The 26,277-nt window shown below is 75.8% G+C and carries 27 protein-coding genes; 10 read left to right on the plus strand and 17 right to left on the minus strand.

The genetic code is table 11. The annotated features are described in order from the left end of the window. Window positions 1-41 precede the first annotated feature (41 nt). From ACU616_RS24805 to ACU616_RS24815, 3 genes are all read right to left on the minus strand, one after another. Window positions 42-1,715: an alpha-amylase family protein gene (locus ACU616_RS24805; RefSeq protein WP_446761053.1), complete on the minus strand. Its 1,674-nt coding sequence runs from the start codon at window positions 1,713-1,715 to the stop codon at window positions 42-44. A 118-nt stretch (window positions 1,716-1,833) separates the two neighbouring features. Further along, window positions 1,834-2,907, minus strand: a complete 1,074-nt coding sequence (locus ACU616_RS24810; RefSeq protein WP_446761054.1) for a TIGR03885 family FMN-dependent LLM class oxidoreductase — start codon at window positions 2,905-2,907, stop codon at window positions 1,834-1,836. A gap of 71 nt (window positions 2,908-2,978) precedes the next feature. Then, entirely contained in the window at window positions 2,979-3,896 is a 918-nt protein-coding gene (locus ACU616_RS24815) for a helix-turn-helix domain-containing protein (RefSeq protein ID WP_446761055.1), read from the minus strand. 106 nt (window positions 3,897-4,002) lie between these two features. On the opposite strand from ACU616_RS24815, the gene malQ reads away from it, so the two are divergent. Next, window positions 4,003-5,892: a 4-alpha-glucanotransferase gene (gene malQ / locus ACU616_RS24820; RefSeq protein ID WP_446761056.1), complete on the plus strand. Its 1,890-nt coding sequence runs from the start codon at window positions 4,003-4,005 to the stop codon at window positions 5,890-5,892. A gap of 66 nt (window positions 5,893-5,958) precedes the next feature. On the opposite strand, the gene ACU616_RS24825 is transcribed toward malQ, so the two are convergent. Beyond that, window positions 5,959-7,830: an ExeM/NucH family extracellular endonuclease gene (locus tag ACU616_RS24825; protein WP_446761057.1), complete on the minus strand. Its 1,872-nt coding sequence runs from the start codon at window positions 7,828-7,830 to the stop codon at window positions 5,959-5,961. 224 nt (window positions 7,831-8,054) lie between these two features. Between ACU616_RS24825 and ACU616_RS24830 the strand changes: the two genes are divergently transcribed. The 5 genes from ACU616_RS24830 (at window position 8,055) to ACU616_RS24850 (ending at window position 10,774) form a co-directional block, all read left to right on the plus strand. Continuing rightward, window positions 8,055-8,360 (plus strand): hypothetical protein, encoded by a 306-nt coding sequence (locus tag ACU616_RS24830; RefSeq protein WP_446761058.1) that lies wholly within the window; start codon window positions 8,055-8,057, stop codon window positions 8,358-8,360. Window positions 8,361-8,434: 74 nt separating this feature from the next. Then, complete coding sequence (locus tag ACU616_RS24835) at window positions 8,435-8,638, plus strand: hypothetical protein (RefSeq protein WP_446761059.1); 204 nt, start codon at window positions 8,435-8,437, stop codon at window positions 8,636-8,638. A 279-nt stretch (window positions 8,639-8,917) separates the two neighbouring features. Beyond that, on the plus strand, window positions 8,918-9,331 hold the full coding sequence (locus tag ACU616_RS24840; RefSeq protein WP_446761060.1) for a hypothetical protein: 414 nt from the start codon (window positions 8,918-8,920) through the stop codon (window positions 9,329-9,331). A 74-nt stretch (window positions 9,332-9,405) separates the two neighbouring features. Then, window positions 9,406-10,269 carry a DUF998 domain-containing protein gene (locus ACU616_RS24845; RefSeq protein ID WP_446761061.1) on the plus strand — a complete coding sequence of 288 codons (864 nt, stop codon included), beginning with the start codon at window positions 9,406-9,408 and terminating at the stop codon, window positions 10,267-10,269. A 46-nt stretch (window positions 10,270-10,315) separates the two neighbouring features. Then, a complete protein-coding gene (locus ACU616_RS24850) occupies window positions 10,316-10,774 on the plus strand; it encodes a pyridoxamine 5'-phosphate oxidase family protein (RefSeq protein ID WP_446761062.1) in 459 nt (152 codons plus the stop codon). On the opposite strand, the gene ACU616_RS24855 is transcribed toward ACU616_RS24850, so the two are convergent. Next, window positions 10,765-11,721: a DMT family transporter gene (locus ACU616_RS24855; RefSeq protein WP_446761063.1), complete on the minus strand. Its 957-nt coding sequence runs from the start codon at window positions 11,719-11,721 to the stop codon at window positions 10,765-10,767. The genes ACU616_RS24850 and ACU616_RS24855 overlap by 10 nt on opposite strands. Before the next feature lie 98 nt (window positions 11,722-11,819). After that, the gene (locus tag ACU616_RS24860) at window positions 11,820-12,569 is read right to left on the minus strand and encodes an SDR family oxidoreductase (RefSeq protein ID WP_446761064.1); all 750 of its coding nucleotides are present in this window, start codon (window positions 12,567-12,569) and stop codon (window positions 11,820-11,822) included. An 87-nt stretch (window positions 12,570-12,656) separates the two neighbouring features. On the opposite strand from ACU616_RS24860, the gene ACU616_RS24865 reads away from it, so the two are divergent. Next, on the plus strand, window positions 12,657-14,240 hold the full coding sequence (locus ACU616_RS24865) for a helix-turn-helix domain-containing protein (protein WP_446761065.1): 1,584 nt from the start codon (window positions 12,657-12,659) through the stop codon (window positions 14,238-14,240). Between the two features lie 69 nt (window positions 14,241-14,309). Here the strand turns inward: ACU616_RS24865 and ACU616_RS24870 are convergent, their stop codons facing one another. After that, window positions 14,310-15,068 (minus strand): SDR family NAD(P)-dependent oxidoreductase, encoded by a 759-nt coding sequence (locus tag ACU616_RS24870; RefSeq protein WP_446761066.1) that lies wholly within the window; start codon window positions 15,066-15,068, stop codon window positions 14,310-14,312. Window positions 15,069-15,180: 112 nt separating this feature from the next. Between ACU616_RS24870 and ACU616_RS24875 the strand changes: the two genes are divergently transcribed. Next, window positions 15,181-16,077 (plus strand): polysaccharide deacetylase family protein, encoded by an 897-nt coding sequence (locus ACU616_RS24875; RefSeq protein WP_446761067.1) that lies wholly within the window; start codon window positions 15,181-15,183, stop codon window positions 16,075-16,077. 9 nt (window positions 16,078-16,086) lie between these two features. Here the strand turns inward: ACU616_RS24875 and ACU616_RS24880 are convergent, their stop codons facing one another. The 4 genes from ACU616_RS24880 to ACU616_RS24895 form a co-directional block, all read right to left on the minus strand. After that, complete coding sequence (locus ACU616_RS24880; RefSeq protein ID WP_446761488.1) at window positions 16,087-16,701, minus strand: IS630 family transposase; 615 nt, start codon at window positions 16,699-16,701, stop codon at window positions 16,087-16,089. Beyond that, window positions 16,677-17,084, minus strand: coding sequence for an IS630 transposase-related protein (locus ACU616_RS24885; RefSeq protein ID WP_446759286.1), 408 nt, complete (start codon window positions 17,082-17,084; stop codon window positions 16,677-16,679). The genes ACU616_RS24880 and ACU616_RS24885 overlap by 25 nt, the downstream gene beginning before the upstream one ends. 65 nt (window positions 17,085-17,149) lie before the next feature. Further along, window positions 17,150-18,199 carry a heparan-alpha-glucosaminide N-acetyltransferase domain-containing protein gene (locus ACU616_RS24890; RefSeq protein WP_446761068.1) on the minus strand — a complete coding sequence of 350 codons (1,050 nt, stop codon included), beginning with the start codon at window positions 18,197-18,199 and terminating at the stop codon, window positions 17,150-17,152. A 43-nt stretch (window positions 18,200-18,242) separates the two neighbouring features. Next, window positions 18,243-18,986 (minus strand): DUF5995 family protein, encoded by a 744-nt coding sequence (locus tag ACU616_RS24895; RefSeq protein WP_446761069.1) that lies wholly within the window; start codon window positions 18,984-18,986, stop codon window positions 18,243-18,245. On the opposite strand from ACU616_RS24895, the gene ACU616_RS24900 reads away from it, so the two are divergent. Then, a complete protein-coding gene (locus ACU616_RS24900) occupies window positions 18,977-19,273 on the plus strand; it encodes a hypothetical protein (RefSeq protein ID WP_446761070.1) in 297 nt (98 codons plus the stop codon). The genes ACU616_RS24895 and ACU616_RS24900 overlap by 10 nt on opposite strands. On the opposite strand, the gene ACU616_RS24905 is transcribed toward ACU616_RS24900, so the two are convergent. Further along, window positions 19,274-21,199, minus strand: a complete 1,926-nt coding sequence (locus tag ACU616_RS24905; protein WP_446761071.1) for a PucR family transcriptional regulator — start codon at window positions 21,197-21,199, stop codon at window positions 19,274-19,276. A 287-nt stretch (window positions 21,200-21,486) separates the two neighbouring features. On the opposite strand from ACU616_RS24905, the gene ACU616_RS24910 reads away from it, so the two are divergent. Further along, window positions 21,487-22,479 (plus strand): DUF2877 domain-containing protein, encoded by a 993-nt coding sequence (locus ACU616_RS24910; RefSeq protein ID WP_446761072.1) that lies wholly within the window; start codon window positions 21,487-21,489, stop codon window positions 22,477-22,479. Window positions 22,480-22,657: 178 nt separating this feature from the next. Here the strand turns inward: ACU616_RS24910 and hisG are convergent, their stop codons facing one another. The 5 genes from hisG to ACU616_RS24935 are packed head-to-tail and all read right to left on the minus strand — an operon-like array spanning window position 22,658 to window position 26,276. Next, window positions 22,658-23,524, minus strand: coding sequence for an ATP phosphoribosyltransferase (gene hisG, locus ACU616_RS24915; protein ID WP_446761073.1), 867 nt, complete (start codon window positions 23,522-23,524; stop codon window positions 22,658-22,660). Window positions 23,525-23,552: 28 nt separating this feature from the next. Continuing rightward, a complete protein-coding gene (locus ACU616_RS24920) occupies window positions 23,553-23,816 on the minus strand; it encodes a phosphoribosyl-ATP diphosphatase (protein ID WP_446761074.1) in 264 nt (87 codons plus the stop codon). After that, on the minus strand, window positions 23,813-24,352 hold the full coding sequence (gene ribH, locus ACU616_RS24925; protein ID WP_446761075.1) for a 6,7-dimethyl-8-ribityllumazine synthase: 540 nt from the start codon (window positions 24,350-24,352) through the stop codon (window positions 23,813-23,815). Before ribH ends, ACU616_RS24920 begins: the two co-directional genes overlap by 4 nt. Then, window positions 24,349-25,671 (minus strand): bifunctional 3,4-dihydroxy-2-butanone-4-phosphate synthase/GTP cyclohydrolase II, encoded by a 1,323-nt coding sequence (locus ACU616_RS24930; protein WP_446761076.1) that lies wholly within the window; start codon window positions 25,669-25,671, stop codon window positions 24,349-24,351. Before ACU616_RS24930 ends, ribH begins: the two co-directional genes overlap by 4 nt. Then, on the minus strand, window positions 25,668-26,276 hold the full coding sequence (locus ACU616_RS24935) for a riboflavin synthase (RefSeq protein ID WP_446761077.1): 609 nt from the start codon (window positions 26,274-26,276) through the stop codon (window positions 25,668-25,670). Before ACU616_RS24935 ends, ACU616_RS24930 begins: the two co-directional genes overlap by 4 nt. Window position 26,277: the final 1 nt, after the last annotated feature.

The raw sequence follows: 26,277 nt of genomic DNA on the forward strand, positions 1-26,277 counted from the left end.
CCGTCCCGGCCGCATGACCGGCGGTCGGGGGAGCCCGCAGCTCACAGCAGGCGCCGGCTGTCGGCGGCCACCACCCGCAGCCAGCGGTGGCCGTAGCCGTCCAGGGCCAGCTCGACCCCGCCGTCGTCGCCGATCGGTGTCGTCCGGGTGACCAGCAGGTCCTCCAGGCGGTGGGAGGCGTCGCAGCCGTCCAGGGTCAGGGGCACGACGCGCGGCTCGGGGCCGAGGTTGTGCACCGCGAGGAGCGTGCCGTCGTCCCACTCGCACACGTGCGCGAGGACCCCGGCGTGCGGCTGCTCCAGGACGCGGAAGGAGCCCCAGCCCAGCTCCGGCGACTCCCGGTAGCGGCGGATGAGCAGCTTCACGAACGACAGCAGCGAGTCCTCGTCGCGGCGCTGGTCGGCGACGTTGACGAACTCCGGCGCGAACCCGCCGGAGACCACCGGACCGGGCAGCCGGTCGGCGTCGGCCGTCGAGAAGCCGCCGTTGGGCCCCGACGTCCACTGCATCGGCGTGCGGACGGCCAGGCGGCCCTCGGCGTCGAGGTCCTCCCCCATCCCGATCTCCTCGCCGTAGAACAGCACCGGCGTCCCGGGGAGGCTGAACAGCAGGCTGTAGACCATCCGGACCCGCCGCGGGTCGCCGTCGAGCATCGGCGGGAGGCGGCGGCGCAGGCCGCGGCCGTAGACCTGCATACGCTCCTCGGGGCCGAACGCGGCGAACACCTCCTGCCGCTCGTCGTCACCGAGCTTGTCGAGGGTGAGCTCGTCGTGGTTGCGGACGAAGGTCGCCCACTGGCTGTCCGGGTCGACGAAGGGCCGCGAGGTGAGCGCCTGCACCAGCGGGCCGGCGTCGGCGCGGGCCAGCGACAGGTACAGAGCCTGCATGCCGACGAAGTCGAAGAGCATGGTCAGCTCGTCGCCGTCGTCCCCGCCGAAGAAGTCGCGCTGCTGCTCGTGCGGCAGGTTCACCTCCCCCAGCAGCACGCCGCTGCCGGTGCGCCGGCCGAGGAACGACCGCAGCGCCCGGAGGTACTCGTGCGGGTCGGGGAAGTCCCCGGCGTCCGCGCCGCCCTGCGCCTCCAGGAAGAAGGGGACGGCGTCGACGCGGAAGCCCGACAGGCCCAGCTGCAGCCAGAACCCCATGATCTTGGCGACCTCGTCGCGCACCCGCGGGTTGGTGACGTCGAGGTCGGGCTGCTCCTTGTAGAAGCGGTGCAGGTACCACTCCCCCGTCGGCTCGTTGAACGTCCAGATCGAGTCCTCCTGGTCGGGGAAGACCACCTGGTCGCTGGTGTCGGGCGGCTCGTCGTCGCGCCAGACGTAGAAGTCGTGGAACGGGTCGTCCCTGCTCCGGCGGCCCTGCTGGAACCACGGGTGCTGGATCGAGGTGTGGTTGACCACGAGGTCGGCGATCACCCGGATCCCGCGGTCGTTCGCCGTCCGGATCACCTCGACGAGGTCGCCGTGCGTGCCCAGCCGCGGGTCGACGCCGTAGAAGTCGGTGATGTCGTAGCCGTCGTCGCGCTCGGCGGTCGGGTAGAAGGGCATCAGCCACAGGCAGGTGACGCCGAGGTCGGCCAGGTGGTCGATGCGCTGCGCCAGGCCGGCGAGGTCACCGCACCCGTCGCCGTCCCAGTCCAGGTAGGTCTCGACGTCGAGGCAGTAGACGACCGCCGTCTTCCACCAGACGTCGGCCGTGTCGGTGATCTTCATGTTCGGGTCCCCTCAGCTCGGGGTGGACGGGGAGCCGAGTGGGCGGTTGCTGCCGCCGACACGCGCGGACACGCCGGCGGGGACGGCACCAGGTGCCCACTCGGCGGGCGGACGGCGGTCACGCCCCGCTCGGCCGGCCCTCGGGCAGCACCGTCGGCGCCCCCGGCTCGGGCTCCTGCCGGGGACGGCGCGGGCCGCCGGGGCCGTCGAGCGCCACCGCGGGCTCGGGACGGGTGACGCCGAGCTGCGGCAGCACGTGCTCGCCGAACGCGTCGAGGAACGGCTCCTGCTCCTTGCCCACGTGGTGCAGGTAGACCTCGTCGAAGCCGAGGTCGACGTACTCGGCCAGCCAGGCGGCGTGCTGCCCGAGGTCGGAGCTGACCCGGACGGCGCCCTCGACCGCCTCCTGCGGCGTGTACGCGCTGGCCTGCTCGAACGCCTCCGGGCCGTCGAGGTCCCAGCACAGCGGCGGCGGGAACGTGTTGGTGAACCACTGGTCGTAGGCGATCTGCCTCGCCCGCTCCGGGTCGGGGTCCCAGCACAGGTGCACCTGCAGCACGAGCCGGCCCTGCCCGCCGGCGTCCCGGTAGGCGCCGACCAGCTCGCGCAGCGTCTCGTGCGGCTGGTTGATGGTGATGAACCCGTCGGCCCACTCGGCGTGCCGGCGCGCCGTCGGGACGCTCATCACCGGGCCGATGAGCGCCGGCTGCCGCTCGGGCAGCGACCAGATCCGCGCCCGCTCGACGTCGACCAGCCCGCGGTGGGTGACCTCCTCGCCGGCCAGCAGCGCGCGGATGACGTCGACGCACTCGCGCAGCCGGGCGTCCCGCACCCGCTTGGGCGGCCACGGGGTGCCGGTGATGCGCTCGTTCATCACCTGCCCGCTGCCCAGGGCCATCCAGAAGCGGCCGGGGAACATCGCCGCCAGCGTGGCGGCGCCCTGGGCGATGACCGCCGGGTGGTAGCGCTGCCCCGGGGCGTTCACCACCCCGCAGGGCAGGCCGGTGGTGGCCAGGGCGGCGCCCAGCCAGGACCAGGCGAAGCCCGAGTGCCCCTGGTTGTGGTTCCAGGGCGCAAAGTGGTCGGAGCACATCGCCGCGGTGAAGCCGACCTCCTCCGCGTGCCGGACGGCGGCCAGCAGATCGGCCGGGTGCACCTGCTCGTGCGAGTTGTGGAAGCCGATCACGGTCATCGGTCGTGCCTACCGCAGCGCGGGCACCGCGGCCACGCGGCGGCGGGTGCACCAGCAGCCGCTCCACGGTCTCAGGGTGCCGCGCGCAGGGCGGCGATCCACCACTCGACGGCCGGCACCGACGGCTCGAACGGCGGCCAGCCGTTGAGGACGCCGAGCAGCTGCCAGTACCGCTCGACGCGGGCGTCGGTGAAGACGGCCAGCCGGTCGGCCAGCGCCGTCCGCCGGCCGGGGTCCTGCCCGCGGCCGTCGTCGAGCAGCTCGGCCACCAGCGCCTCGGCGGCCGGGCTGCCCGGCGCCACCCCCTCGGCCAGCGCGCGCCCACCGAGGGACCGCAGCCGGCCGGCGTCGAGCCCGGGGTCGGGGTCCTCCGGGGTCGCGCCCGCGCCGGCCACCGCCATCTCCCGCACCCGGCCGGCGAAGGCGTCGTCGGCCACCAGGCGGCCGAGCTCCAGCCAGGCGGCGACCTGCTCGGCGGTGGGCTCCTCCGGCAGCTCGGCCGGCAGCGACCGCATCGCCCCGGCCAGGCCGGCGCCGGGCGCGTCGTCGGGCAGGCCGGCGAAGGCGCGGTCGACGAACTCGTCGACGATCTGCTGCCGCTCGCGGGCGGACAGCGCGGCCAGGTCGGACACGATCCTCATCTCCTCGGTCGGGGTGCCGGCGTGGACGACGGCCTGCAGCAGCGTCCGGCGCAGCCGCAGCAGGCGGATCTCGGCGTCGAGGGCGCGCACGTGCTCGCTGGCGACCTCGGCCACCGTGCGGCGCGCGGCCAGCAGCTCGCGGACGGCGGTCAGCCCCAGCCCCAGCTCGCGCAGGGTGCGCACCAGGTCCAGGCGGGCGACGGCCGCGGCGTCGTAGAGCCGGTAGCCGCCGCTCGTGCGGGCCGGCGGGTCGACCAGCCCGGCGTCGGTCCAGAAGCGCACGGTGCGCACGGGCAGCCCGAGCCGGGCGGACACCTCGCCGATGGTCAGGCGCGTCCCGTCGTCCACACCGGGGAGCCTGCACCCTCCAGTCGCTGGAGGGTCCAGGGGAACGAGACCGGCACCACGTCGGTCCTGCGCTGCGATCACCCCGGCGTCCCCGGAGGATCGGGGGGTGACACGCACCCCCAGCACCGACCGGTGGGGCATCGCCGCCACCTGGCTCGACGCCCTCGACGAGGAACACGAGGTCGCCCAGGCCACGATCGACCGCCTGCGGGAGGTGATCGGCGAGCCGCCGGAGGACCTCGACCACCGCGCGCCCATCGTCGCCCGCCCCGGCGACGTCCTGGAGGTCGACGAGGCGGAGGTGACCCTCGAGGACGGCTCCACCCGGCACGTCGACGGCGAGCTGCCCGAGGACTTCCCGCTCGGCTACCACTGGCTGCAGGTCCCCGACGGGCCGCGCCGCCGGCTGGTCGTGTCCCCCGGCCGCTGCTGGCTGCCCGAGGACCGCGCCTGGGGCTGGGCCGTGCAGCTCTACGCCACCCGCGGCCGCGACAGCTGGGGCATCGGCGACCTCGGCGACCTGCGCGCCGTCCGGGAGATGGCGGCCGGGCAGGGCGCCGGGTTCGTGCTGATCAACCCGCTGCACGCCGTCGCCCCGACGCCGCAGCAGGAGGCCAGCCCCTACCTGCCGGCCACCCGCCGCTTCCGCAACCCGCTGTACCTGCGGGTGCCGGAGGTGCCCGGCGCCGACCGCGTCGACCTCGAGGCCGACGCCGGCCGGGCGCTGTCCGACGGCGACCTGATCGACCGCGACGCGGTCTGGGCCCGCAAGCGCGAGGTGCTGCGCCGGGTCTTCGACGCCGCCGGCCGCGACGACCCCGCCTTCCCCGACTGGTGGTGGTTCCAGGGCCAGAAGCTGCAGGACTGGGCCACCTGGTGCGCCCTGGCCGACGTCCACGGTCCCGACTGGCACACCTGGCCCGAGGAGCTGCGCGACCCCCGCGGCGGCGCCGTCGCCTCCTTCGCCGCCGAGCACGAGCACGACGTCGCCTTCCACGCCTGGCTGCAGTGGGCGCTGCACCTGCAGCTGGAGCGCGCGACCGAGGGCATGACCGTCATCCAGGACCTCCCGATCGGCGTGGCCGGCGGCGGCGCCGACGCCTGGACCTGGCAGGACGTGCTGGCCGGCGGCGCCACGGTGGGCGCGCCCCCGGACGCGTTCAACTCCCAGGGGCAGGACTGGGGCTCGCCCCCGCTGGTGCCGTGGCGGCTGCGCGAGGCCGACTACGAGCCGTTCGTCGAGTCCATCCGCGCCACGATGGCCGGCGCGGGCGGCCTGCGCATCGACCACGTCATGGGCCTGTTCCGGCTGTGGTGGGTGCCCGCCGGCGGGAGCGCGGCCGACGGCGCCTACGTGCGCTACCCGGCCGAGGACCTGCTCGACATCGTCGCGCTGGAGAGCCACCGCGCGCAGGCGGTCGTCGTCGGCGAGGACCTCGGCACCGTCGAGGACGGCGTCCGCGAGGCCATGGCCGAGCACGGCGTCCTGAGCTACCGCCTGCTCTGGTTCGAGGACGACGACCCCGCCGAGTGGCCCGAGGAGGCGATGGCGGCGATCAGCACCCACGACCTGCCCACGGTGGCCGGCCTGTGGAGCGGCGCCGACGTCGAGGAGCAGCGGCGCCACGGCACCGGCACCGACGAGGAGCTCGAGCGCGGCCGGCGGTCGCTGCTGGAGCACCTGCCCGGGCTGCGGAGGAACGCCCGGGCCGAGACGGCGGTCAAGCGAGCGCACACGCTGCTCGCCCGGGCGCCGTCGCTGCTGCTGTCGGCCACCCTCGACGACGCCGTCGGCGAGCAGCGCCGCCCCAACATGCCGGGCACCACCGACCGGCCCAACTGGTCGCTGCCGCTGCCCGTGGCGGTGGAGGACCTGGCCGCGCACCCGCTCCTGCAGGAGGTGTCCCGGACGCTGCACGAGGGCGTGACCCGCACCAGCGACCCGGAGGAGGACGCTCTCGGCGAGCAGCCCGGCGGGGAGGCCCGCGCGGGCTGACCGAGGACCCGGCACGCGGCCGGCGCGGTCCCCGGGAGGGACCGCGCCGGCCGTCCAGGGGTCACCTCAGGACCGCCGTCCGTCGCAGCGTTCGTCCAGGTCGATCCCGACCACCAGCGGGTCGTGGTCGCTGGACCGGTACGGGTCGGGCGCGTAGAGCGCCGGGTCGCCGTCGTACTGGTAGGCGGAGGACTCGCCGGAGTTGACGTTCCAGTGGGCCACGCCGGTGACCTTCGCGGTCAGCTCCGGCGTGGCCAGGGCGTGGTCGAGGGAGCCGGAGAGCCCGTCGAACACATAGCTGTACCGGCCGGGGTCGAAGCGCTCGCCGAGGTCGGTGAACCCGGCCGCGCGCAGGACCTCGACGGGGTCCTCCTGGCCGTAGGCGTTGAGGTCGCCCTGCAGGACGACGTCGGGGTCACCGGTCGCCTCGGTCAGGTCCGCGGCGAAGGCGGCCACCGACTCCGCCTGCCGCACGCGGGAGCCGTTCCACTGCCCCTGCCCGTCACCGGCGTCGACGTCGTCGCCGGTCGGGGTGCCCGGGCTCTTGGACTTGAAGTGGTTCGCCACCACGGTGAAGGCGTCGCCGTCCGCGGTGAACGTCTGGGCCTGTGGCTCGCGGGCGTTGGACCACACGCTCTCGTCGACCAGGCCGACCGGGTCGCCCACCGGCTGCACGACGTCGGCGCGGTACACGATCGCGTTGCGGATCAGGTCGCGGTCGACGTCGTAGAGCTCGTCGGGCATCGGGACGAAGGCCCACACGTCGGCTCCCTGGGCGGCACCCTCGGCGGCGTTGAGGCGGCGCACCAGGTCGGCCAGGGCGGTGTCCGCGTCGCCCGGGGTGAGCCCGGTGGTGTCGGTGTCCTCCATCTCCAGCAGCGTGACGACGTCGGCGTCCAGCGCGGTGATCGCGGCCACCTCCTTGGCCGCCTGCTCCTCCAGCTCCTCCGGGGTCGCGGCGCCGCGGCCCCCGTCGGCCGCGAGGGTGAGGAAGTAGTTCAGCACGTTGAAGGTGGCCAGCCGGACGTCGCCGCCGACCTCGTCGGGTGCCGCGATCCGGGTGTCCTGCGGCGCGAACACGCCCTGCGCGGTGCCGTCGGCGGGCTGCAGCCGGTAGGAGCCGAAGCCCTGGCCGAGCACGAGCGGCTCCCGGAAGGCGAGGACGTCACCGACGCGCACGGGGGTGGTCGGTGAGAGGTAGGGCCGGGTGGCCGCGGTGACCCGAGCGGCGACCCCGTCGTCCAGGACGATGCCGCGCAGGGCGTTGCCCGCGGCGACGCCGGCCGCGTCCGGGGTGCCCGGCCGGGCGACCTCGGTGGGCTGCACGAGCACCCCGCCCTGCGCCAGGGTGAGCTCGCCGAAGCTGGTGAGGTCGAAGACGTCGCTGACCGTGAGCGGGTCGGCCGGCTCCACGCGCATGCCCTCGAGGCGCTCGCGGGCGGCGTCGTCGGCCGGCAGGACCAGCGGCGCCGCGGCGGGCAGGGTCTGCTCGTCCCCCTCCGCGCAGACGGCGACGTCGGTGCGCGCGGTGATCTGCGTCTGCTCCCCGGACTCGCCCACGGTGCCGCGGACCGCGACGGTGTCGCCGAGGTCGACGGCGGTGCCGGGGCTGGACACGAAGACCCCGTCGGAGGTGGCGTCGCTGCCGTCGCCGTCGGCGTCCTGCAGGGAGAAGCCGGACAGGCCGGGCTCGTCGCCGACGACGACGCCGCGGACGGTGACCGAGGTGCCGCCGGCCAGCGGGGTGGCGGGCCCGCTGCCCTGGACGGCGCCGATCTCGTGCGTCGGCGCCGCGTCGCAGACGGCCGCCGGCTCCGCGGGGGTGGACGGGACCGCTCGGGCGACCGCGGGGAGACCGAGGACCGCGAGGGACACGACGGCCGAGCCGACCGCGGCGCGGCGCGCGGGCCCGCGCCGGGGACCGGGGGACGAGTGCACGGGGACCCTCCAGGAGGTGCGGGGACCTGCGCGACGCTGGTGCACGGCACCGCCCGGCGACGGGACGTGGTGGCCAGGTGACTCCGCGCATCCAGTCTGTGCCGGAACCGGTCGGCCCGCCAGGCCGGGGGCCCGACACGCGCCCTGACCTGGACCGGAGCCCGGACGCGTTCGACCGAACACGTGTTCGACGGCCGTGTCAGACTGCCCAGGTGGCTGGCGGGATGCACCGGGGCAGGTCGCGCCCGTCGCTGGGTGAGCGGGCCGCCGGCTCGGGCGTCGCCGCGGCCGTGCCGTCCGCGGGCGCACCTCCGGACCCCGGTCCCCCGTCACCCCCGCGGGACGACCCCGGCCGGCACTGCTGGGTGCACGCGCCACCCGGGGCGGCCGGCACGGTGCCCGGGCTGCTGGTCGAGTGGCGGCAGCAGCCCGGCGGGTGGCAGGGGCGGGTGGCCTACGCCGTCCCCGGCCCGCACGGGCCCGTGCTCGTGGAGGCGTGGCTCCCGGCCGGCTACCTGGAGCAGCGGTGAGCGGGTTTCCCCCGCGGCCGGGCGGCTATGGCCTCCGGTCGAGACCGACCGACCGACGCAGCGGAGGTACCGCGATGACCACCCCACCCGACCGCCCCACGCTCGACGACGTCATGGACACCGAGGAGTCCGCCCCGCGCGACCGCCAGGAGCACGGCAAGACCGACCCGCGGCCCAGCGACGACGCCCTGCAGCACCGCACCGAGCAGGAGCGCCAGGCCGTCGGCAGCGATGACGCCGACCCGGCCGGCGCGGAGTTCCACGCGGCCACCGACTGAGGACGGACCCTCCTGCCCCCCACGCTCGGCGCGGGCCCCTGCAGGAGGGCCACTCGACGCGGGCGGGCGCCGGGCCGACCCGGTGCCCGCTCGCATCAGCGGCCCGCAGGCTGCGGCTGCGGCCGAGCAGCAGGGCCGGCACGAGCGCCCCGCCCACCCCGGCCCCGGCGACGGCGGCGACGCCCGGCCACCCGGCGGCCGCGCCGCTCAGCGCCGCGGCCGGGGTCGACGGTCAGGGCACGGCACCGGCCCATCGTGCTCCCCTGCTGGGATGGGCCCGTGACCCGCCTGTCGCCTGCCGACGTCGCCTGCTGGGTGGTGAAGACCGCCCGCCCGCCGTCGGTGCTCGCCCCCGGCTGGCGCCGCGGGGAGGAGCGCACCTTCTCCCGCTGCCTGCGCCGCTCCTACCGGCTGGAGCTGATGAGCCCCGGGCAGCCGGTGCTGCTGTGGCTCTCCGGCCGCGACCGCCCCGGGGTGCACGCCGCCGGGGTGCTCGCCGGCGACGTCGGCGAGGACGAGCGGGGGCCGCTGGTGCACGTCCGGCTGACGCTGCTGGCCGCGCCCGTGCCGCGGGCCGACCTGCTGGCCGACCCCGGAGCCCGCGACGCCGAGGTGCTGCGGATGCCCGCCGGCAGCAACCCGTCGTACCTGACCCCCACCCAGTACGCGGCCCTGCTCGCCCACCTCTCCTGACCAGGCACCCCGCTGCGCCCACCCCGCGCGGTGAAGGGGGGCGGGCGGGGGCTGGGACCATGGGCCGTGTGCCGATGAGACGGATCGCCTGGGGCGCCCTGGCCTGGCTCCTGACCCTGCAGTTCTTCGTCGTCGAGACGGTCGTCCAGCTCCGCGCCGGCCTGCCCTACTCCCGCTCGGCCGACGTCATCAGCGCCCTCGGCGACGCGACCTGGCCCGGCTCGGCGCTCATGAACGCCTCGTTCGTCGTCCAGGCGGGCCTCATCGGCGCCGGCGCGGTGGCGCTGCTGCCGGCGCTGCGCGGCAGGGCGGCGCGCCCCGCGGTGGCGCTGCTCGGAGCGGCGGCGCTCGGGGTGCTGCTCGTCGGCGTCTTCCCGCGACTGACCTCCCCGTCGCTGCACACGGCCGGCGCCGTCCTGTACCTCCTCGGCAGCGGGCTGGGCCTGATGGCGCTGGCCTACGCCGTCCGGCCGTGGTCGGAGGCGCTGGGCACCACACTGGCCCTGCTCGGGCTGTTCGGGACGGCGATGACGGTCTTCTACGGCGCCGGGGTGGTCGAGCTGCTCGGCGAGGGCGGCACCGAACGGGCAGCGGCCTACGTGCTGCCGATCGGGCTCGCGCTGGCCGGGCCGGGGCTGTGGCGGCTCACCCGCACCCGCCCGCAACCGGACACCGACCGCCCCACCCGCCGCCAGCTGCGGGCGCGGCAGCGGGCCGCGGAGCGGGATGCGCGCACCCGCGCCGCCGCCGAGCGCGACGACGCCCTCGAGGCCGCCGCCCGGCGGGCCTCGGCGGAGCAGGGCCGCCGGGCGGCCGCCCCGTCCCCGGCAGCGCCGGCCGACACCCGTGCCGACGAGCGGAACGCCGACGAGCGGGCCGACGACGACCTCGACCCCGAGGACCCCTGGGCCGACCCCCGGCGGCGCCGCGGCCAGTAGCCCGGAACCGGTCGCGGCCCTCCCGCGTCCCGGCCACGATGGGGACGTGACCGCCGAACAGACCGGACCCACCCTGCAGGAGCTCTCCGCCGACGAGTGCCACCGGCTCCTGGCCGGCCACGAGATCGGCCGGCTCGCGGTCAACGCCGAGCACCACCCGCTGGTCTTCCCGGTCAACTACGCGATGGACGGCACCACGATCGTCATCCGCACCTCGCCGGGCACCAAGCTGGCCGCCGCCGACCACGCCAACGTCACCTTCGAGGTCGACGACATCGACCGGCGGACCCGCAGCGGCTGGAGCGTGCTCGTCCGCGGCGTCGCCGAGGAGGTCGGCTCCGAGCACCGCGCCGACCTCGTCGCCCGCACCCACGCGACCGGTGTGCAGCCGTGGGCGCCGGGCGAGCACGGCTCCTGGCTGCGGCTGATCACCACGTCGATCACCGGACGGCGGATCGTGCCCGGCGAGCTGCCGCCGGCGGTCGACCCGCGCGCCTACCTCTGAGGAAGGACCCCCGTGCCCCCCGCCGCTCGCAGGCTCGCGTCGGGCCCCTGCACGGCGGCCGTCCCAGCCGGCGGCCGCACCCGGGCGCGGCTGCGTGCGAGCGCCACCCCGGCCAGGCACACCGCACCGCCGGCGACGGCGAGCGCCGGCGGCACCTCGTCGAGCAGCAGCCAGGACAGCAGCACCACCAGCGGCGGAACCAGGTAGGTGGTGACGCCGAGCCGGCCGGCCGGGGTCCGGGCGAGCGCGTAGGCCCAGGTGCTGAAGGCCAGCGCCGTCGGCACGACGCCGAGGTAGACCGTGCCGAGCAGTGACGACGCCGGCGCCGTGGCCACCTCCCGCACCAGGACGCCGGCCCACGGCAGGCAGCACACCGCGCCGATCGCGCAGGCGGTGGACGTCACCTGCAGCGGCGGCAACCGGCGCAGCACCGGCTTCTGCGCCACCACCCCGACCGCGTAGGTGACCGCCGCGACCAGGCACAGCGCGATCCCGAGCAGGTCCGCCCCGCCGTCGCGCCCGGCCAGGCCGATGAGCAGCACGCCCGCGAAGGCGACGGCGAGGCCGGCGACCAGCCGCGGCGGGAAGCCCTCCCCCAGCCACACCCCGGCGAGGACGGCGATGAGGATCGGCCCGGTGTTGACCAGCATCGCCGTCGTCCCGGCGTCGAGGTGGCGCTCGGCGGCGTTGAGGGCGACGTTGTAGACGGCGAACCACCCCACCCCGCAGACGACGAGCAGCCCCCACTCGCGCCGGGTCGGCGCCACCCAGCCGTGCCGCAGCGCCAGCAGCCCCAGGACCGCCGTGCCGACCAGCAGCCGGCCCAGCGCCAGCGCGCCGGGCGAGAGGTCGTCACCGACCGCGCGGATGCCGATGAACGCCGAGGCCCAGGCCAGCACGGTGACGACGACGGCGGCCAGCACCGGGGCGCCGGGGAAGCGGGTCACGGCCCGACACTAGGTGCCGCCCACGCCGACGGTCCGGCGGTTCCCGGACGTGGCAGCCGCGGTGCGGAGAACGGCAGGAACGGCTCCCCGCGGGGTCCTCAGCCGTGCAGGTGCTCGCGGTAGGTGCGCCGTCCCCGGGCCGCCTGCGGCCCCGGCAGCACGCCGCCCTCGCGGAAGGCCGCGCTGAGCCGCCCGGGCAGCGGGGTGGACACCACGTGGACGTTCGGCTCCCGCGCGGCCGCCCACGCCCGGGCCAGGTCGGCCGCCGACAGCTCCTCGGGGCCGCCGAACTCGACGACGTCGCCGGTCGCCGGACGCCCCGCCACCTCGGCGAGGAAACCGGCGGCCTCGGCGACGTCGACCGGCGCAGCGTGCCAGCCCATCGGCACCGGGAGCACCGGCCCGCGGCGGGCGGTGGAGAGCAGCTCGTCGATGAACGTGTGGAACTGGGTGATCCGCGCCAGCGTCACCGGCAGCCCCGAGGCCAGCAGCACCTGCTCGGCGGCGAACTTGGCGCGGTAGTAGCCGTAGGGCACCCGGTCCACGCCGACGATCGACACGTACACCAGGTGCCGCAGCCGGTCGCGGTCGAGCGCCTGCACGAGCCGGCGGGTGCCGGCGACGTCGACCTGCCACAGGTCCCCGCGCGGATCGCTGGCGGCGTGCACGACCAGCTCCGCCCCGGCGACCGCCTGGGCGAGGTCGCGGCCGGTGGCGAGGTCGCCGCGCACCCCGCCCGGTCCCGTCCCGCGACGCGACATCTGCCGCACCTGGTGCCCCGCCGCCTGCAGCGCGGGGACCAGCACCCGGCCCAGCTGCCCACTGCCTCCGGTGACCAGTACGTCCACGCCGTGCAGTCTGACCGGACCGGTCCCCCTCGATCCAGCGGCGCGCCCCCGCACCGACATCTCACCTGCGAGATAACGTGCCCCCTCGTGACGGCGACCGACCCGACCTCCCCCGCGACGTCCGCCCCCTCGGCCTCCTCGGCCCTCGCGGCCAGCGCGACCCACCGGATCGGCCTGCTGGTCCGTGACGCCCGGCGGCACCGGGGGCTCACCCAGCAGCAGCTGGCCGAGCGGCTGGGCACCAGCCAGAGCGCCGTCGCCCGCATCGAGCAGGGCGGCCAGAACCTGACCCTGGAGCTGCTCGGCCGGCTCTCCGACGCCCTCGACAGCGAGCTGATCAGCGTCGGCCCGGCCGGCCCCACCCACCTGCGCGTCACCGGCGGCACACCGCTGCGCGGCAGCGTCACGGTCAAGTCGTCGAAGAACGCCGCGGTCGCGCTGCTGTGCGCGTCGCTGCTCAACCGCGGCCGGACGACGCTGCGCAACGTGGCCCGCATCGTGGAGGTCGACCGGATCCTCGACGTGCTGCGCTCGATCGGCGTGGCGGCCACCTGGGACGACGCCGGCCGCGACCTGACCCTGCAGGTGCCCGACGAGCTGGACCTGGCCGGCATCGACGCCGACGCCGCCCGCCGGACCCGCAGCATCATCATGTTCCTCGGGCCCCTGCTGCACCGGGCCCGCACCTTCCGGCTCCCCTACGCCGGCGGGTGCGACCTCGGCACCCGCACCGTCGAGCCGCACATGATCGCGCTGCGCCCGTTCGGCCTGGCCGTCGAGGCGCACGCCGGCGAGTACCAGGCCAGCGTGGAGCCGACGGCCACCGCGCGACGCACCATCGTGCTCACCGAGCGCGGGGACACCGTGACGGAGAACGCGCTGCTCGCCGCCGCCCGCACCGAGGGCACCACGGTGATCCGCAACGCCAGCTCCAACTACATGGTCCAGGACCTCTGCCTGTACCTGCAGCTGCTCGGCGTCGGCGTCGAGGGGCTCGGGACGACGACGCTGACCGTGCACGGCCGTGCCGTCCTGGACGCCGACGTCGACTACACGATCAGCGAGGACCCGGTGGAGGCGATGAGCCTGCTCACCGCGGGCATCGTCACCGGCTCGGAGCTGACCGTCCGCCGCGCGCCGATCGAGTTCCTCGAGATCGAGCTGGCGGTGCTCTCGGAGATGGGCCTGCGCTACGCGCTCTCGCCGGAGTACCGCGCCGACAACGGGCACACCCGGCTGGCCGACGTCACCATCTCGCCGTCACAGCTCAAGGCCCCGATCGACAAGATCCACCCGATGCCGTTCCCGGGCCTCAACATCGACCACCTGCCGTTCTTCGCGGTGATCGCGGCCTCGGCCACCGGCTCGACGCTCATCCACGACTGGGTCTACGACAACCGGGCGATCCACCTGTCCGACCTCACCCGGCTCGGCGCCGACGTCCGGCTCATGGACCCGCACCGCGTGCTCGTCACCGGCCCCACCCGCTGGCGCAGCGCCGAGGTGGTCTGCCCGCCGGCGCTGCGGCCCGCCGTCTGCCTCCTGCTGGCGATGCTGGCCGCGCGCGGTACGTCGGTGCTGCGCAACGTCGACATCATCGCGCGCGGCTACGAGCACCTCTACGAGCGCCTGGTCGAGATGGGCGCCTCCATCGAGGTCTTCTCGGATTGACCCCGCGAGATCTGCACACTGGCGGCCCTCAGCCCGCTGATGGCGGCCAGTGTGCAGATCTCGCGGCCCTCAGCGCTCCTGGTCGGTGGGGCGGACGAGCACCTCGTTGATCGCCACGTGCGGCGGCTGGCTGACGACGTAGACGATCGCGCGGGCGACGTCCTCGGCCTGCAGCGACCGCATGCTCGTGTACATCTGCTGCGAGGCGGCCCTGGCCTCGGGCTGGGTGATGTGGTCGGTCAGCTCGGTGGCCACCGCCCCCGGCTCGACGAGGGAGACGCGCACGCCCTTCGTGGTCACCTCCTGGCGCAGTGACTCACTGAAGGCATTCACCGCCCACTTGCTCGCGTTGTAGACGCCCGCGCCCTTGCGCGCCTGCCGGCCGGCGACGCTGGAGATGTTGACCACGTCGCCGGAACCCTGCGCGACCATGCCGTCGATGGCAGCGTGGGTCGTGTACATCAGGCCGAGGACGTTGGTCGCCATCATGCGGCGCCAGTCCTCGGGGTCGGCGCCGACGATCGTGCCCAGCAGCATCACGCCGGCGTTGTTGACCAGGACGTCGAGACCGCCGAGCTCCTCCCGCGTCCGGGTGACGGCGTCGCGGCAGGACTGCTCGTCGGTGACGTCGAGGTCGAGCGTGAGCACCCGCGCGCCGTCGTCCCGGAGCTTGCCGGCCAACGCGTCGAGCCGCTCGGCGCGGCGCGCGCCGACGGCGACGGCGGCCCCCGCCTCGGCGAGGGCGACGGCGGTGGCCTCGCCGATCCCCGACGACGCCCCGGTGACCAGGGCGACCCTCCCGGACAGTGGTCGGCCGGCGTCGGTCATGCGGTCCTCCTCCCGCGCCGCCCGGTGCGGCACCCCGGACAGCCTGCGCCCGCCCGCCCGATCCGGCAGCGCGGGCTTCCCCTCACCCCCGCACCGGGTCTAGGACCTCCCCATGACCACGAGACGACGGGTGCTGCTGGGAGCCGGGGCCGGGATCGCCGGGCTGGCGGTGGGCGCCGCCGGCGGGGCGCTGGTCGCCGACCAGGACGACGAGGTGCGGGCCGGGGCGACCGCACGCGCCGAGAAGCGCTTCCTGGAGGCCGGCGGCGCGGCCGACGAGGGCGAGGGGGTGGCCCGGCTCGGCACCCGCCGGGTCGTCTGGAACACCACGGTCACCGAGCCGGTCGCCGCGATCACCTTCGACGACGGCCCGACGCCGGACTACACCCCGCGCATCCTCGACGCGCTGGCCCGCGCGGGCGTCACGGCGACGTTCAACGTCATGGGCTGGAACGGCGTGCACCACCCCGACGTGCTGCGCGACGTCGTCGACGCCGGGCACGAGATCGGCAACCACACCTGGGACCACCGGGACCTGACCACGCTCACCCAGCAGGAGACCCGCGAGGAGCTCGTGCGCTGCAAGGACGAGATCGAGGCGCTGCTGGGCCGGCCGTTCACCAGCTTCCGGCCGCCGCGCGGCGAGCTCACCGGCTACGCGCTGCGCGTGGCCGCCGAGCTCGGCTACGACACCTTCATCTGGTCGGTCACCCGCGGGCCGGGCGACAAGAAGGAGGTCGCCGAGATCGAGGACTACATGGGGCAGACCGTGCAGGCCGGCGACGTCCTCGGCCTGCACGACGGCATCGGCCGGGGCACGTTCGACCCGCAGGCGGCCTTCGCGGTGGCCCTGGCCGAGCGGCGGGAGCTGGAGGTGCGGGCGCTGCCCTCGGCGCTGCGGCAGATCGCCGACCGCGGCATCACCCTCCTCAGCGCCAACCGGCTGCTCGAGCGCAGCAGCCCCGAGCCGGTCGGCGGCAGCGTGCCCCCGGCGCTCGACGGCGACTGACAGCGGTTTTCAGGTGGTTTGTCGGATGGGGTAGCCGGCGTGGGCGAACCAGCCGGCGGCATCGGCGGCCGTGATCGCCTCCAGCGCGGTGGCGATCGCGGCGTCCAGCGCCGCCCGGGTGCGGGCGGCGGCCGCCCGGATGAGGATTTTGAGTTTGCTGAACGCTTCCTCAACCGGGGACAGGTCCGGTGAGTAGGCGGGTAGGAACACCAGCCGGCAGCCGGCGGCCTCGACCAGCGCGCGGATCCGGTCGGGCTTGTGCGCCCCGACGTTGTCCACCACCACGACCTGGCCCGGGTGCAGCGCGGGCAGCAGGAAGTGCTGCAGGTAGGTGGCGAACACCGCGGTGTCGGTGCCGCCCTCCACCGTCATCGCCGCAGTCATCCCGGCCCATGACAGCCCAGCGATCAGCGTGGTCACCGACCCGCGGTTGCGAGGCACTGCGCCGCGGACGCGGCTGCCGCGGGGCGCGCGGGCGCGACGGCGGGTCATCGAGGTGTGCGTGCCGCACTCATCGACGAACACCAACTGGGTCGGGTCGATCGTGGCCAGGTCGGTGCGCCACCGGGTGCGCGCGGTCTCGTCGCGCTCGGTGGCGCTCAGACTTTTGACTTCAGCGGCCAGCCCGGCCGCCGCCGACGCCCCGAGGGGGTCACTGCCTGCGCCGGATCGTCAGCGGGCAGGTCGGCGATGGCCCGCGACATCGTCGCCAGCGACACGGTCATCCCGGTGGCGGCGTTGAATGCCGCGGCGTGCTCGGCCAGCGTGGCATCGGCCACGACCTGCAGGCGATCGGGTAGCCACGCCTGCAGCCGCGCCTTCTTCTCCGGCACCGGTCCATGCCGCTGCTGATCCGGCGCCAGGCTGCCAGTGGCCCGCCGGCGGGCCAGATACCGCTCCACGCTGCGCACCGACAGCCCGAACACCACCGCGGCCTGTTCCTGCGTCATCCCGCCGTCAACCGCGGCTACCACCCGCTCACGCAGATCCATCGAGTACGCCCGCATGCCGATCCGGGCTACTCCCTTGCCGACGCACCGTCAACCAATCAGCACACCGCTGTGAGCGGGCCTCAGACCCGGACGACGATGCCGCGGCGCAGCAGCGCCCCGGACAGCGCCCAGGTCACCGCGATCGACAGCAGCGCGTACAGCCAGGCGGAGGTCACCGGCCCGGCGACGTCGCTGAGCCAGCCGTCGACCGTCGGCTGCACCCCCTCCGACAGCAGCGCGCGGAACACCACCTCGGAGAAGACGAACGCGACGACCGCCTCCACGCCGAGCACCTCGAACGGCCGGAAGGGGCGCGCCACGCCCCGCTGGTCGACCAGCCAGTGCAGCAGGGCCAGCGCCAGCAGCGCGATGCCGGCGGTGACCAGCACGAACGACGGCGACCACAGCCGCTTGTTGACCGGCACCAGCGGGGCCAGCGCCGGCCCGGCGACCAGCAGCGCGGCGCCGCCGGCGGTCAGCCGGACCAGCGCCGCACGGCCGGCGCCCGAGCGCAGCGCCCGCCCGGCGAGGACGCCGAGGTAGACGGTGACCGCGCTGCCCAGGTAGGAGTGCGGCGCCTCGGCGGAGAAGGGCAGGCCGAGCGCGGCGTCGACCGCGTGCCCCCAGGACCGGTCGGGGTCGCCGCCCAGCGTGAGCGTAAGGACGCTCAGCGCGGCGAGCAGCCCGGCGGCGGCGGCCGGCTGCAGCCTGCGGGGCAGCCGCAGCAGCAGCCAGCACAGCAGGTAGGCACCGGCGATGTGGCCGAGGACGCCCACCCCGGCGGTCAGCGACCCGTACTTGGCCGCGACCACCAGCCAGCCCAGCAGCGCCAGCCTGACCACCCGGGTCAGCGCCGCGCGCGGCCGCTGGGCGCGCCGGGAGAAGGGCACCGACACCCCCACCACCAGCAGGAACACCGGGAAGACGACGTCGGCGAGGTGCAGCCCGTTCCACGCGGCGTGCTCGAGCTGGTCGGGGATCGCGGCGTTGCCGCGGTTGTCGACCAGCAGCATCCCCACGACGGCGGCGCCGCGCAGCACGTCGACCCCGCGCAGCCGCAGGCCCGGCCGCTCCGGGGCGCCCGCGGGCGCGGCGACCTGCCGGCGCTCCTCTCCCGGACGGGTCGTCACGCCCCCACGCTAGGACGGTCACCTGGGCACTCACCGGGACCGGTCAGGCCGGTGGCAGCCGCACCCCGAAGCCGAACACGGCCAGCCGCAGCAGCACCGGGCCGGGACGGCGCAGGTCGGCCACCCGGGCCGCGGCCGCCGCCTCGAGCTGGGCGACGCGGCGGGCGTAGGCGTCGGGCCCCTGCAGCCGGGCGCGGTGCAGCTGCTCGGTGTTCCCCCACACCCGGCGGCGGGACTCCCGCAGCAGGGCGCGGGCGGCGGCGCGGTTGGCCCCGCCCAGGAGGCGGTCGAGCGCGGTGCGCCGGCTGCCGGCCGCCGCCAGCTCGCGGTCCTCCGCGGTCACCCGGGCGGCCAGGACGGCGTCGATCCGCTCGTGGTCGCGACGCCGGGACGCCAGCACCGCGGGGTCGGCGAACTCCGCCGGCGGGACGACCCGCACCAGCGACTGCGGCAGGTCGTAGTTGATGTGCGCGTTCATGCCGAGCAGCACGTGCCCCTCGGGGCGGGTGGCCGGGTCGGTGCCGAACGCCGCCCGCCACGGCGCGGGCGGGGTGGCCGGGTCGCGGCGGTGCGCCTCGAGGGCGTCGAGGTAGAGCCCGGCGAAGTCGACGTCCCACGCCGTCACCCAGTCCGGGTCCTCGAACAGCCCGCCGTCGATGGCGGCGTCGACCGCCCGGGTGGTGCGCAGGTACGTGCCGAGGAAGAAGCGCCCGGGGTCGCGGTCGGCCTCCAGCTGCTCGAGCAGCTCCTGCATCCGGCCGACGAGTTCCTCCACCGGTGCGGTCACCCCGACGATCGTGCCCGTCGCGCCGCGAGGTCGCAGCGGGAGACCCCCCGCCGGCGCAGGCGGTCTACCGCACGCTCACGCCGCTGCTGGAGCGGCTACCGGGTGCGCAGCGCCCGGAGGACGCCGCGGCCCAGCTGGCGGCGCTGGTGACCGGCCCGCCCGGCAGCAGCGGCCGCTACGTCGAGCGCGGCGTCGAGGCGCAGTCGTCGCCGGAGAGCCTCGACCCCGACCGGGCCCGCGACCTGTGGGACGTCAGCGCCGAGCTCGTCGGGCTGCCGGCGGCTTGATCACACCAGCGCGTCGAAGCCGTCGTCCGGGGGGAGCAGGCCGGCGTCGACCGGCGGCCGGTGCGGCTGGTCGAGCCCGCGCATCCGCGCGGCGTGCAGCGCCAGCAGGAGGTTCAGCCGCAGCGTGGGGTCGGTCGTGAAGGGCCCCAGCAGCCGCTCGAGCTTGCCGATGCGGTAGCGCATGGTGTTGTAGTGGAAGTGCAGCCGGCGGGCGGACTCCGCGACGTTGAGGTTGGTCTCCAGCAGCACCCGCAGCGTCTCGCGCAGGTCGGCGGAGTCGGGGTCGGAGGCGTCGGCCAGCGAGCCGAGGACCTCGTCGACGTAGGACCGCAGCTCGGTGGAGTCGGGGATGAGCGACAGCAGCCGGAAGACGCCGAGCTGGTCGAAGTGGGTGACCGTGGCCGGCCCGTGGATCTCCTGGCCGACGCCCAGGGCCCGCTGCGCCTGCTGGTGGGCCTCACCGAGCGCCGAGAGCGACAGCGCCGGCCGGCCGATGCCGGTGGCCAGGACGCGGCCCACCCGCCGCACCCGCGCGTTGACCCGCGAGGTGACGGCGGTGACCAGCGCGGTGATCTCCTCCGGGGAGCGCTCGTCGAGCGGCAGCACCGTGACGATCTCGGTGGACAGCCCCGCGACCGCCGCACCGGGAACCTCGGTCTCCAGCGCGGCGCGCCACCCGTCGGCCAGCCGGTCGAGGACGTCGAGGGCCCGAGTGGGGTCGGCCTGCGGGTCGGCGGCGGTCTCGGTGGCCGTCACGAGGACGACGACCGGGCCGTCGAGCCGCCAGCCGAAGGACCGGGTCTGCGCCAGCGCCCGCTCGGTGTGCCGCAGCGAGCCGGCGACCAGCCGGCGCACCAGGTCGCCCTGGAAGCGCAGCTCCACCGAGTGCACGGCCTGCTGGCGGATGACCGACAGCGCCGAGATGACCGCGGCCCGCTCGAGGACCGCGCCGGCGCCGACCACCATCTGCCCGGTCCGGTGGACGGCGACCAGCCAGCCGTGCCGCTGGTCGCCGGCCATGATCGGCGCGACGGCGTACTCCCCCACCCCGCCGGGCAGCTCGTGGTGGCCGGGGACGAGCAGGATGCCGTCGGCCGGCGAGAGGTCGGCGTCGGCGAGCACGTCGGCCGGGGTGACGACGGTCTGGTCGGCGCGCACGCCCGAGACCCGGCGCGAGGGCGCCATCGTCGCCAGCTCGTCCTCGGCCTCGGCGTCGAGCAGCCACAGCCAGTCGCTGATCTCGGCGACGTCCTCCGGCGGGCCGGCGGTGGTGACGATCTCGCGGTCGGGCCCCAGGCCCAGCACCGCGGCGCCCTCGAGGAAGGTGGCCAGCTGGTCGGTCACCTCGGCCAGCCCGCCGCCGGACAGCGCGACGTCGATGAACTGGTCGTGCATGCGGGCAGACATGACCAGGGCCTCGCCCTGCTTGCGGACCACCGCACCGAGGACCTCCGAGACCGCCTCGTCCAGCCGGACGGTCGCGGGCAGGGCGACCACCGGCAGCGCGCGCCGGTCAGCCTCGGCCAGCACCTCGGCGGGCAGCGGCGGCGGCCCCTCGGTGCGGCGGTAGGCCAGCGCCGCGGTGCCCCGGGCCTCCAGGCGCTCGACCAGCGCGCGGCAGTCCGCCGGGTCGGCCGGGGGCAGCCGGGCGCCCAGGACGAGGAGGACGTCGGGACCCGCGCCGGTCAGCGGAGCCGACGGGTCGTCCACGACCATGTGCCGGACGATCCGCGCCAGGCCGGACCGGCCCGCCACCACCTCCGCGCCCGCGAGCCGGGGCAGTTGCAGGGCCTCGTCGACCCGCAGCCCGCTCTGGTCCCGCCACCCCGGCCGGGCGTCGCGGACCGCGGCGGTCCGGGACGCACCGGTCCCGTGCCACCCCCGGTGCGGCGGGAGCGGCGTGGTGGGGTACAAACCTGAGGTCAACGAGACCTCACTGTGAGTCACGACTCACCCTCCTCGTCGGCCGTCGTCCTTCTCGAGTTGCAGGAACCTGGCAGGTGTGCCTGGACGGCCACCCTCATTCTTGGCCACATTCGCCATACGAGGACGTGCGACGCGCCGCTTAGCTTCGAGACCCGGTCCGTTCCGTCCGCTGGATGGTAGGCGGTCGCCGTACCTGGCGCCCCGGCTGCTCCCGGCGGGGGGACCGCTCCGGGCGGGGGGACCGAGCGGAGAGTCGCCCCCGCCGAGCCGACGGTGAAGGGCCTGCCATGCGCACCATCGACCACACGACCACCGACCCCGAGGCCGCCGTCCGGGGGCGCGCTGCCCGCGCCGGCCTCCCCACGATCCCCCTCCCGCGGGCCTCGGCCCAGGAGACGGTGCGCACCGCGCGCCCGGCCCGTGCCGCCTCCGCCGTCCCCGCGTCGGCCAGCACGGGGATCGCCGACCTCCTGCGCGGGCCCGTGCGCACCGCGCGCGTCCTCATGAGCGCGCCGGCCGCCGTCTACCTGCAGGTGCCCACCGACCGCGGCGGTGACGTCGTCGGCGTGCTCAGCAGCGACGCCGCCCGGCTGCCGCTGGGCTGCGTGCTCTTCCGGCCCAGCAACGGCCGGCCGCTGGTCAACCTGCCCCCCGGCGCACCCGCCGAGGTCGGTGCCGGCCGGATCGTCGTCGGTGACCTGGTGGTGCGCGCGGCGGCGTGGTGGGACCCGCGGCCGCGGCTGCCCAGCCCGCGCCCGGCGCTGCTGCCCGAGGGCGTCCGGCAGCTGCGCACCACCCTGTACGGCGAGGGCGTCCCGCACAGCGCCTTCACCCTGCCCGGGCTGCCCGCCGGGCCGGGCGGTCCGCTGGCTGCGCTGCGCGGCGCCGTCCGCCGGGCCGACCTCGACGCGGCGCTGCGCACGGCCGCCCGGCTCGTGGGCCTCGGCCCCGGCCTGACCCCGGCCGGCGACGACGTCATGGCCGGCACCATGGCCGGCCTCGTGCTGCTGGGGCACCCGGCCGCCGAGCGGTTCGCCGCCGGCGTCTACGCGCTGGCCGCCGGCCGGACGACGGAGCTGTCGCGGGCCCTGCTGCGGCACGCCGCGGCCGGCCGCGTCAGCGGCGAGTACGCGGCGGTGCTGCACGGCCTGGTCGGCGAGCGCCCGCTGGGCCCGGCGATCGCGGGGTTGCTGGCCACCGGCGCCACCAGCGGGCGGGCCCTGGCACTGGGCCTGTGCACGGCGATCGACCTGGTCGACCGCACCACCCGGGTGCGCTGACCCGGCCACCGCACCGCAGCGGCCCGCTCCCGACGCCGGGAGCGGGCCGCTGTCGTACCGGGTGGTGTGCGCGGCCTCCCCGCAGGGACCCGCGCCGAGCCCCGGAGGCGCAGAGGGTGGCCGGCCGCCCTGCGGGGGCCCGCCGCGAGCTCGCGAGTGGGGGCAGGGTGGTCCTCCTTCAGATGCGGCAGGCGTGGATGCTCGTGACCAGGATCGCGCGGGCGCCGAGCTCCCAGAGCTCGTCCATGACCCGGTTGGTGTCGCTCTGGCGGACCATCGCCCGCACCGCCGACCAGCCCTCGGTCTGCAGCGGGCTGACGGTGGGGCCCTCGAGCCCGGGCGTCAGCGCGGTCGCCTTCTCCAGCAGCTCGTCGGGGCAGTCGTAGTCGAGCAGCACGTACTGCCGGGCCACCAGCACCCCGCGCAGCCGGCGGCGCAGCTGCGCGACGGCGGGGATCTCCTCGGCGCCCTCCCGGCGGACGAGCACCGCCTCGCTGCTCAGCACCGGCTCGCCGATGATCCGCAGCCCGGCCGCGCGCAGCGTCGTCCCGGTCTCGACGACGTCGCACACCGCGTCGGCCACGCCGAGCCGGCAGGCGGTCTCCACCGCGCCGTCGAGCTTGACCACACCGGCCCTGATCCCCGACTCGTCGAGGAAGCGCTGCAGCAGCACCGGGTACGCGGTGGCGATCCGCTTGCCGGCCAGCTGCTCCACGGTGTCGATGGGCGACTCCACGGGGCTGGCGAAGCGGAACGAGGAGCGGCCGAAGCCCAGCGGCATGACCTCCACCGCCGAGTGGCCCTCGCCCTCGGCCGGCGCGGTCTCCAGCAGCATGTCCCGACCGGTGATGCCGACGTCGAGCGTGCCGGCGGCGACGTAGACGGCGATGTCGCGCGGGCGCAGGTAGAAGAACTCGGTGTCGCTGTCGGGGTCGTAGACGGCGAGGTCCTTGGTGCTGCGCCGCTGGCGGTAGCCGCTCTCGTCGAGCATCGCGGCCGCGGGCTCGCTCAGGGCGCCCTTGTTGGGGACGGCGACGCGCAGCACAGGGGTACTCCTCGGGGTCGTGGGTGGTTCACAGGTGGGTGTAGACGTCGTCGAGGGTCAGCCCGCGGGCGAGCATGAGGACCTGCACCCGGTAGAGCAGCTGGCTGATCTCCTCCGCCGTCCGCTCGGGGCCCTCGTGCTCGGCGGCCATCCAGGACTCCGCGGCCTCCTCGACCACCTTCTTGCCGGCGGCGTGCACACCGTCGCGGACGGCGGTCACGGTGCCCGAGGCGGGGTCGGCCGCGGCGACCTTGCCCGACAGCTCGGCGAACAGCTCGTCGAAGGTCTTCACGCGATGCCCTGCCCGGGGACCGGTGCGACGGCGGGCGTGGCCTGGAAGCCGGTGGCCCGCTGCGGGGCCCGCAGCCCGCGCAGGGTCAGCGCGGTGGCCAGCGCGGCGACGGTGGCCTCCCAGCCCTTGTCCTCGGCCGAGCCGGGCAGCCCGGCCCGGTCGCGGGCCTGCACCTCGGTGTCACAGGTCAGCACGCCGTTGCCGACGGGCCGCCCCGCGTCGAGGGCGACCCGGGTCAGGCCGGCGGTGACGGCGTCGCAGACGTACTCGAAGTGCGGGGTGCCGCCGCGGATCACCACCCCGAGGGCGACGACGGCGTCGTGCTGCTCGGCCAGCGCCTGGGCGACCACCGGCAGCTCCACCGCACCCGGCGCGCGCACGACGGTCGGCTCGGCGACCCCGCTGGCCCGGGCGGCCTCGACCGCGCGGGCGAGCAGCGCCTCGGTGATCTCGGCGTGCCAGGTGGTGGCCACGATGCCCAGCGACAGGCCGGCGGCGTCGACCGCCTGCGCCTCGGGGCGGCCCTGACCGCTCACAGCTGCTGCTCCGGCCGGCGGTGGGGGACGTCGGTGCCAGGGACGGTGGCGCGCCCACCGGCGGGGACGTCGGCCGGCCCGGACTCGGTCTCGGGCTCGATGATGTCGAGCAGATGGCCCATCCGGTCGCGCTTGGTGCGCAGGTAGGCCAGGTTCTCGGCGGTGACGTGGCTGGGCAGCGGCACCCGGCCGGTGACCTTGAGGCCGTAGCCCTCCAGCCCGGCGCGCTTGGCCGGGTTGTTGGTCAGCAGCCGCATGGTGTGCACGCCGAGGTCGACGAGGATCTGCGCGCCGGTGCCGTAGTCGCGGGCGTCGGCGGGCAGGCCGAGGTCGAGGTTGGCGTCGACGGTGTCGATCCCGGCGTCCTGGAGCTGGTAGGCCTGCAGCTTGTGCAGCAGGCCGATCCCCCGGCCCTCGTGCCCGCGGATGTAGAGCACGACCCCGCGGCCCTCGTGGGCGACGGCGGCCAGCGCCGCCTGCAGCTGCGGGCCGCAGTCGCAGCGCAGCGAGCCGAAGACGTCGCCGGTGAGGCACTCGGAGTGCACCCGCACCAGCACGTCCGCGCCGTCGCCAATGTCGCCGTAGACGAAGGCGACGTGCTCGCGCTCGTCGTAGGCGCTGCGGTAGCCGACGGCGGTGAAGGTGCCCGGCGCGAGCGGCACGGTGGCCTCGGCGACGCGCTCGACGAGCTTGTCGAAGCGCTTGCGGTAGGCGATCAGGTCGGCGATGGAGATCAGGCACAGCTCGTGCTCGTCGGCGAAGACCCGCAGCTCCTCGGCGCGGGCCATGCCGGTGGGGTCCTTCTCGCTGACCAGCTCGCACAGCGTGCCCGAGGGGCGCAGGCCGGCCAGGACGGCGAGGTCGACGGCGGCCTCGGTGTGTCCGGGGCGGCGCAGCACGCCGCCGTCCCGGGCACGCAGCGGCACGATGTGGCCGGGCCGGGCGAGGTCGGCCGAGGAGGTCTCGGCGCCGGCGAGCAGCCGGATGGTGTGCGCCCGGTCGGCGGCGGAGATGCCGGTGGTCACGCCCGCGCGGGCGTCGACGGTGACGGTGTAGGCGGTGCCGCGGCGGTCCTGGTTGACCCGGAACATCGGCGGCAGGTCGAGGCGGTCGGCGTCGGCCTCGGTGACCGAGACGCAGATGTAGCCCGAGGTGTACCGGACCATGAACGCGACCAGCTCGGGCGTGGCCAGCTCGGAGGCGAAGATGAGGTCGCCCTCGTTCTCGCGGTCCTCGTCGTCGATGACGACGACGGGGCGGCCGTCCTTGATCGCGGCGATGGCGCTCTCGACGGAGTCGAGGCGGACGGGGCCGGTCATCGGCGTGCTCCCAGCAGGCGTTCCACGTACTTCGCGATCACGTCGACCTCCAGGTTGACCGGGTCCCCCGGGGCGCGGCGGCCGAGCGTGGTCTCGCGGAGGGTGGTGGGGATCAGGCTGACCTCGAACCAGGGCTCGGGGTCGTCGGCGGCGCTCAGTGCGCTCACGGTGAGGGAGACGCCGTCGACGGTGATCGAGCCCTTCTCGACGACGTAGCGGGCCAGGTCCGGTGGCAGCGCGACCCGCACGACCTCCCAGTGCTCGCCCGGCGTCCGGGAGACGACCCGGCCGACGCCGTCGACGTGGCCCTGCACCACGTGCCCGCCCAGGCGGCCCCCGGCGGCCACGGCCCGCTCGAGGTTGACCGGGTCGCCGTCGACCAGGGCGCCGAGGCTGCTGCGGCGCAGGGTCTCGGCCATGACGTCGGTGGTCCACACCTCGCCGTCGGTGCCGGTGACGGTCAGGCAGACGCCGTTGACCGCGATCGAGTCGCCGAGCGCGACGTCCTCGAGCACGCGGCGGGCGCGGATGCGCAGGACCGCGGCGTCACCGGCGTCCTCGCGCGCGGCGAGGGAGCCGACCTCCTCGACGATGCCGGTGAACACC

This window comes from Geodermatophilus sp. URMC 62 (assembly GCF_052931475.1).

What these genes read in the sequence shown, in the direction of transcription:
- ACU616_RS24810 (WP_446761054.1), bottom strand. Translation starts at nt 2,907, where the DNA reads ATGACCGTGATCGGCTTCCACAACTCGCACGAGCAGGTGCACCCGGCC.
- ACU616_RS24910 (WP_446761072.1), top strand. Translation starts at nt 21,487, where the DNA reads ATGCGCACCATCGACCACACGACCACCGACCCCGAGGCCGCCGTCCGG.
- ACU616_RS24830 (WP_446761058.1), top strand. Translation starts at nt 8,055, where the DNA reads ATGCACCGGGGCAGGTCGCGCCCGTCGCTGGGTGAGCGGGCCGCCGGC.
- ACU616_RS24885 (WP_446759286.1), bottom strand. Translation starts at nt 17,084, where the DNA reads ATGCGGGCGTACTCGATGGATCTGCGTGAGCGGGTGGTAGCCGCGGTT.
- ACU616_RS24875 (WP_446761067.1), top strand. Translation starts at nt 15,181, where the DNA reads ATGACCACGAGACGACGGGTGCTGCTGGGAGCCGGGGCCGGGATCGCC.
- ACU616_RS24845 (WP_446761061.1), top strand. Translation starts at nt 9,406, where the DNA reads ATGAGACGGATCGCCTGGGGCGCCCTGGCCTGGCTCCTGACCCTGCAG.
- ACU616_RS24835 (WP_446761059.1), top strand. Translation starts at nt 8,435, where the DNA reads ATGACCACCCCACCCGACCGCCCCACGCTCGACGACGTCATGGACACC.
- ACU616_RS24805 (WP_446761053.1), bottom strand. Translation starts at nt 1,715, where the DNA reads ATGAAGATCACCGACACGGCCGACGTCTGGTGGAAGACGGCGGTCGTC.
- ACU616_RS24870 (WP_446761066.1), bottom strand. Translation starts at nt 15,068, where the DNA reads ATGACCGACGCCGGCCGACCACTGTCCGGGAGGGTCGCCCTGGTCACC.
- ACU616_RS24930 (WP_446761076.1), bottom strand. Translation starts at nt 25,671, where the DNA reads ATGACCGGCCCCGTCCGCCTCGACTCCGTCGAGAGCGCCATCGCCGCG.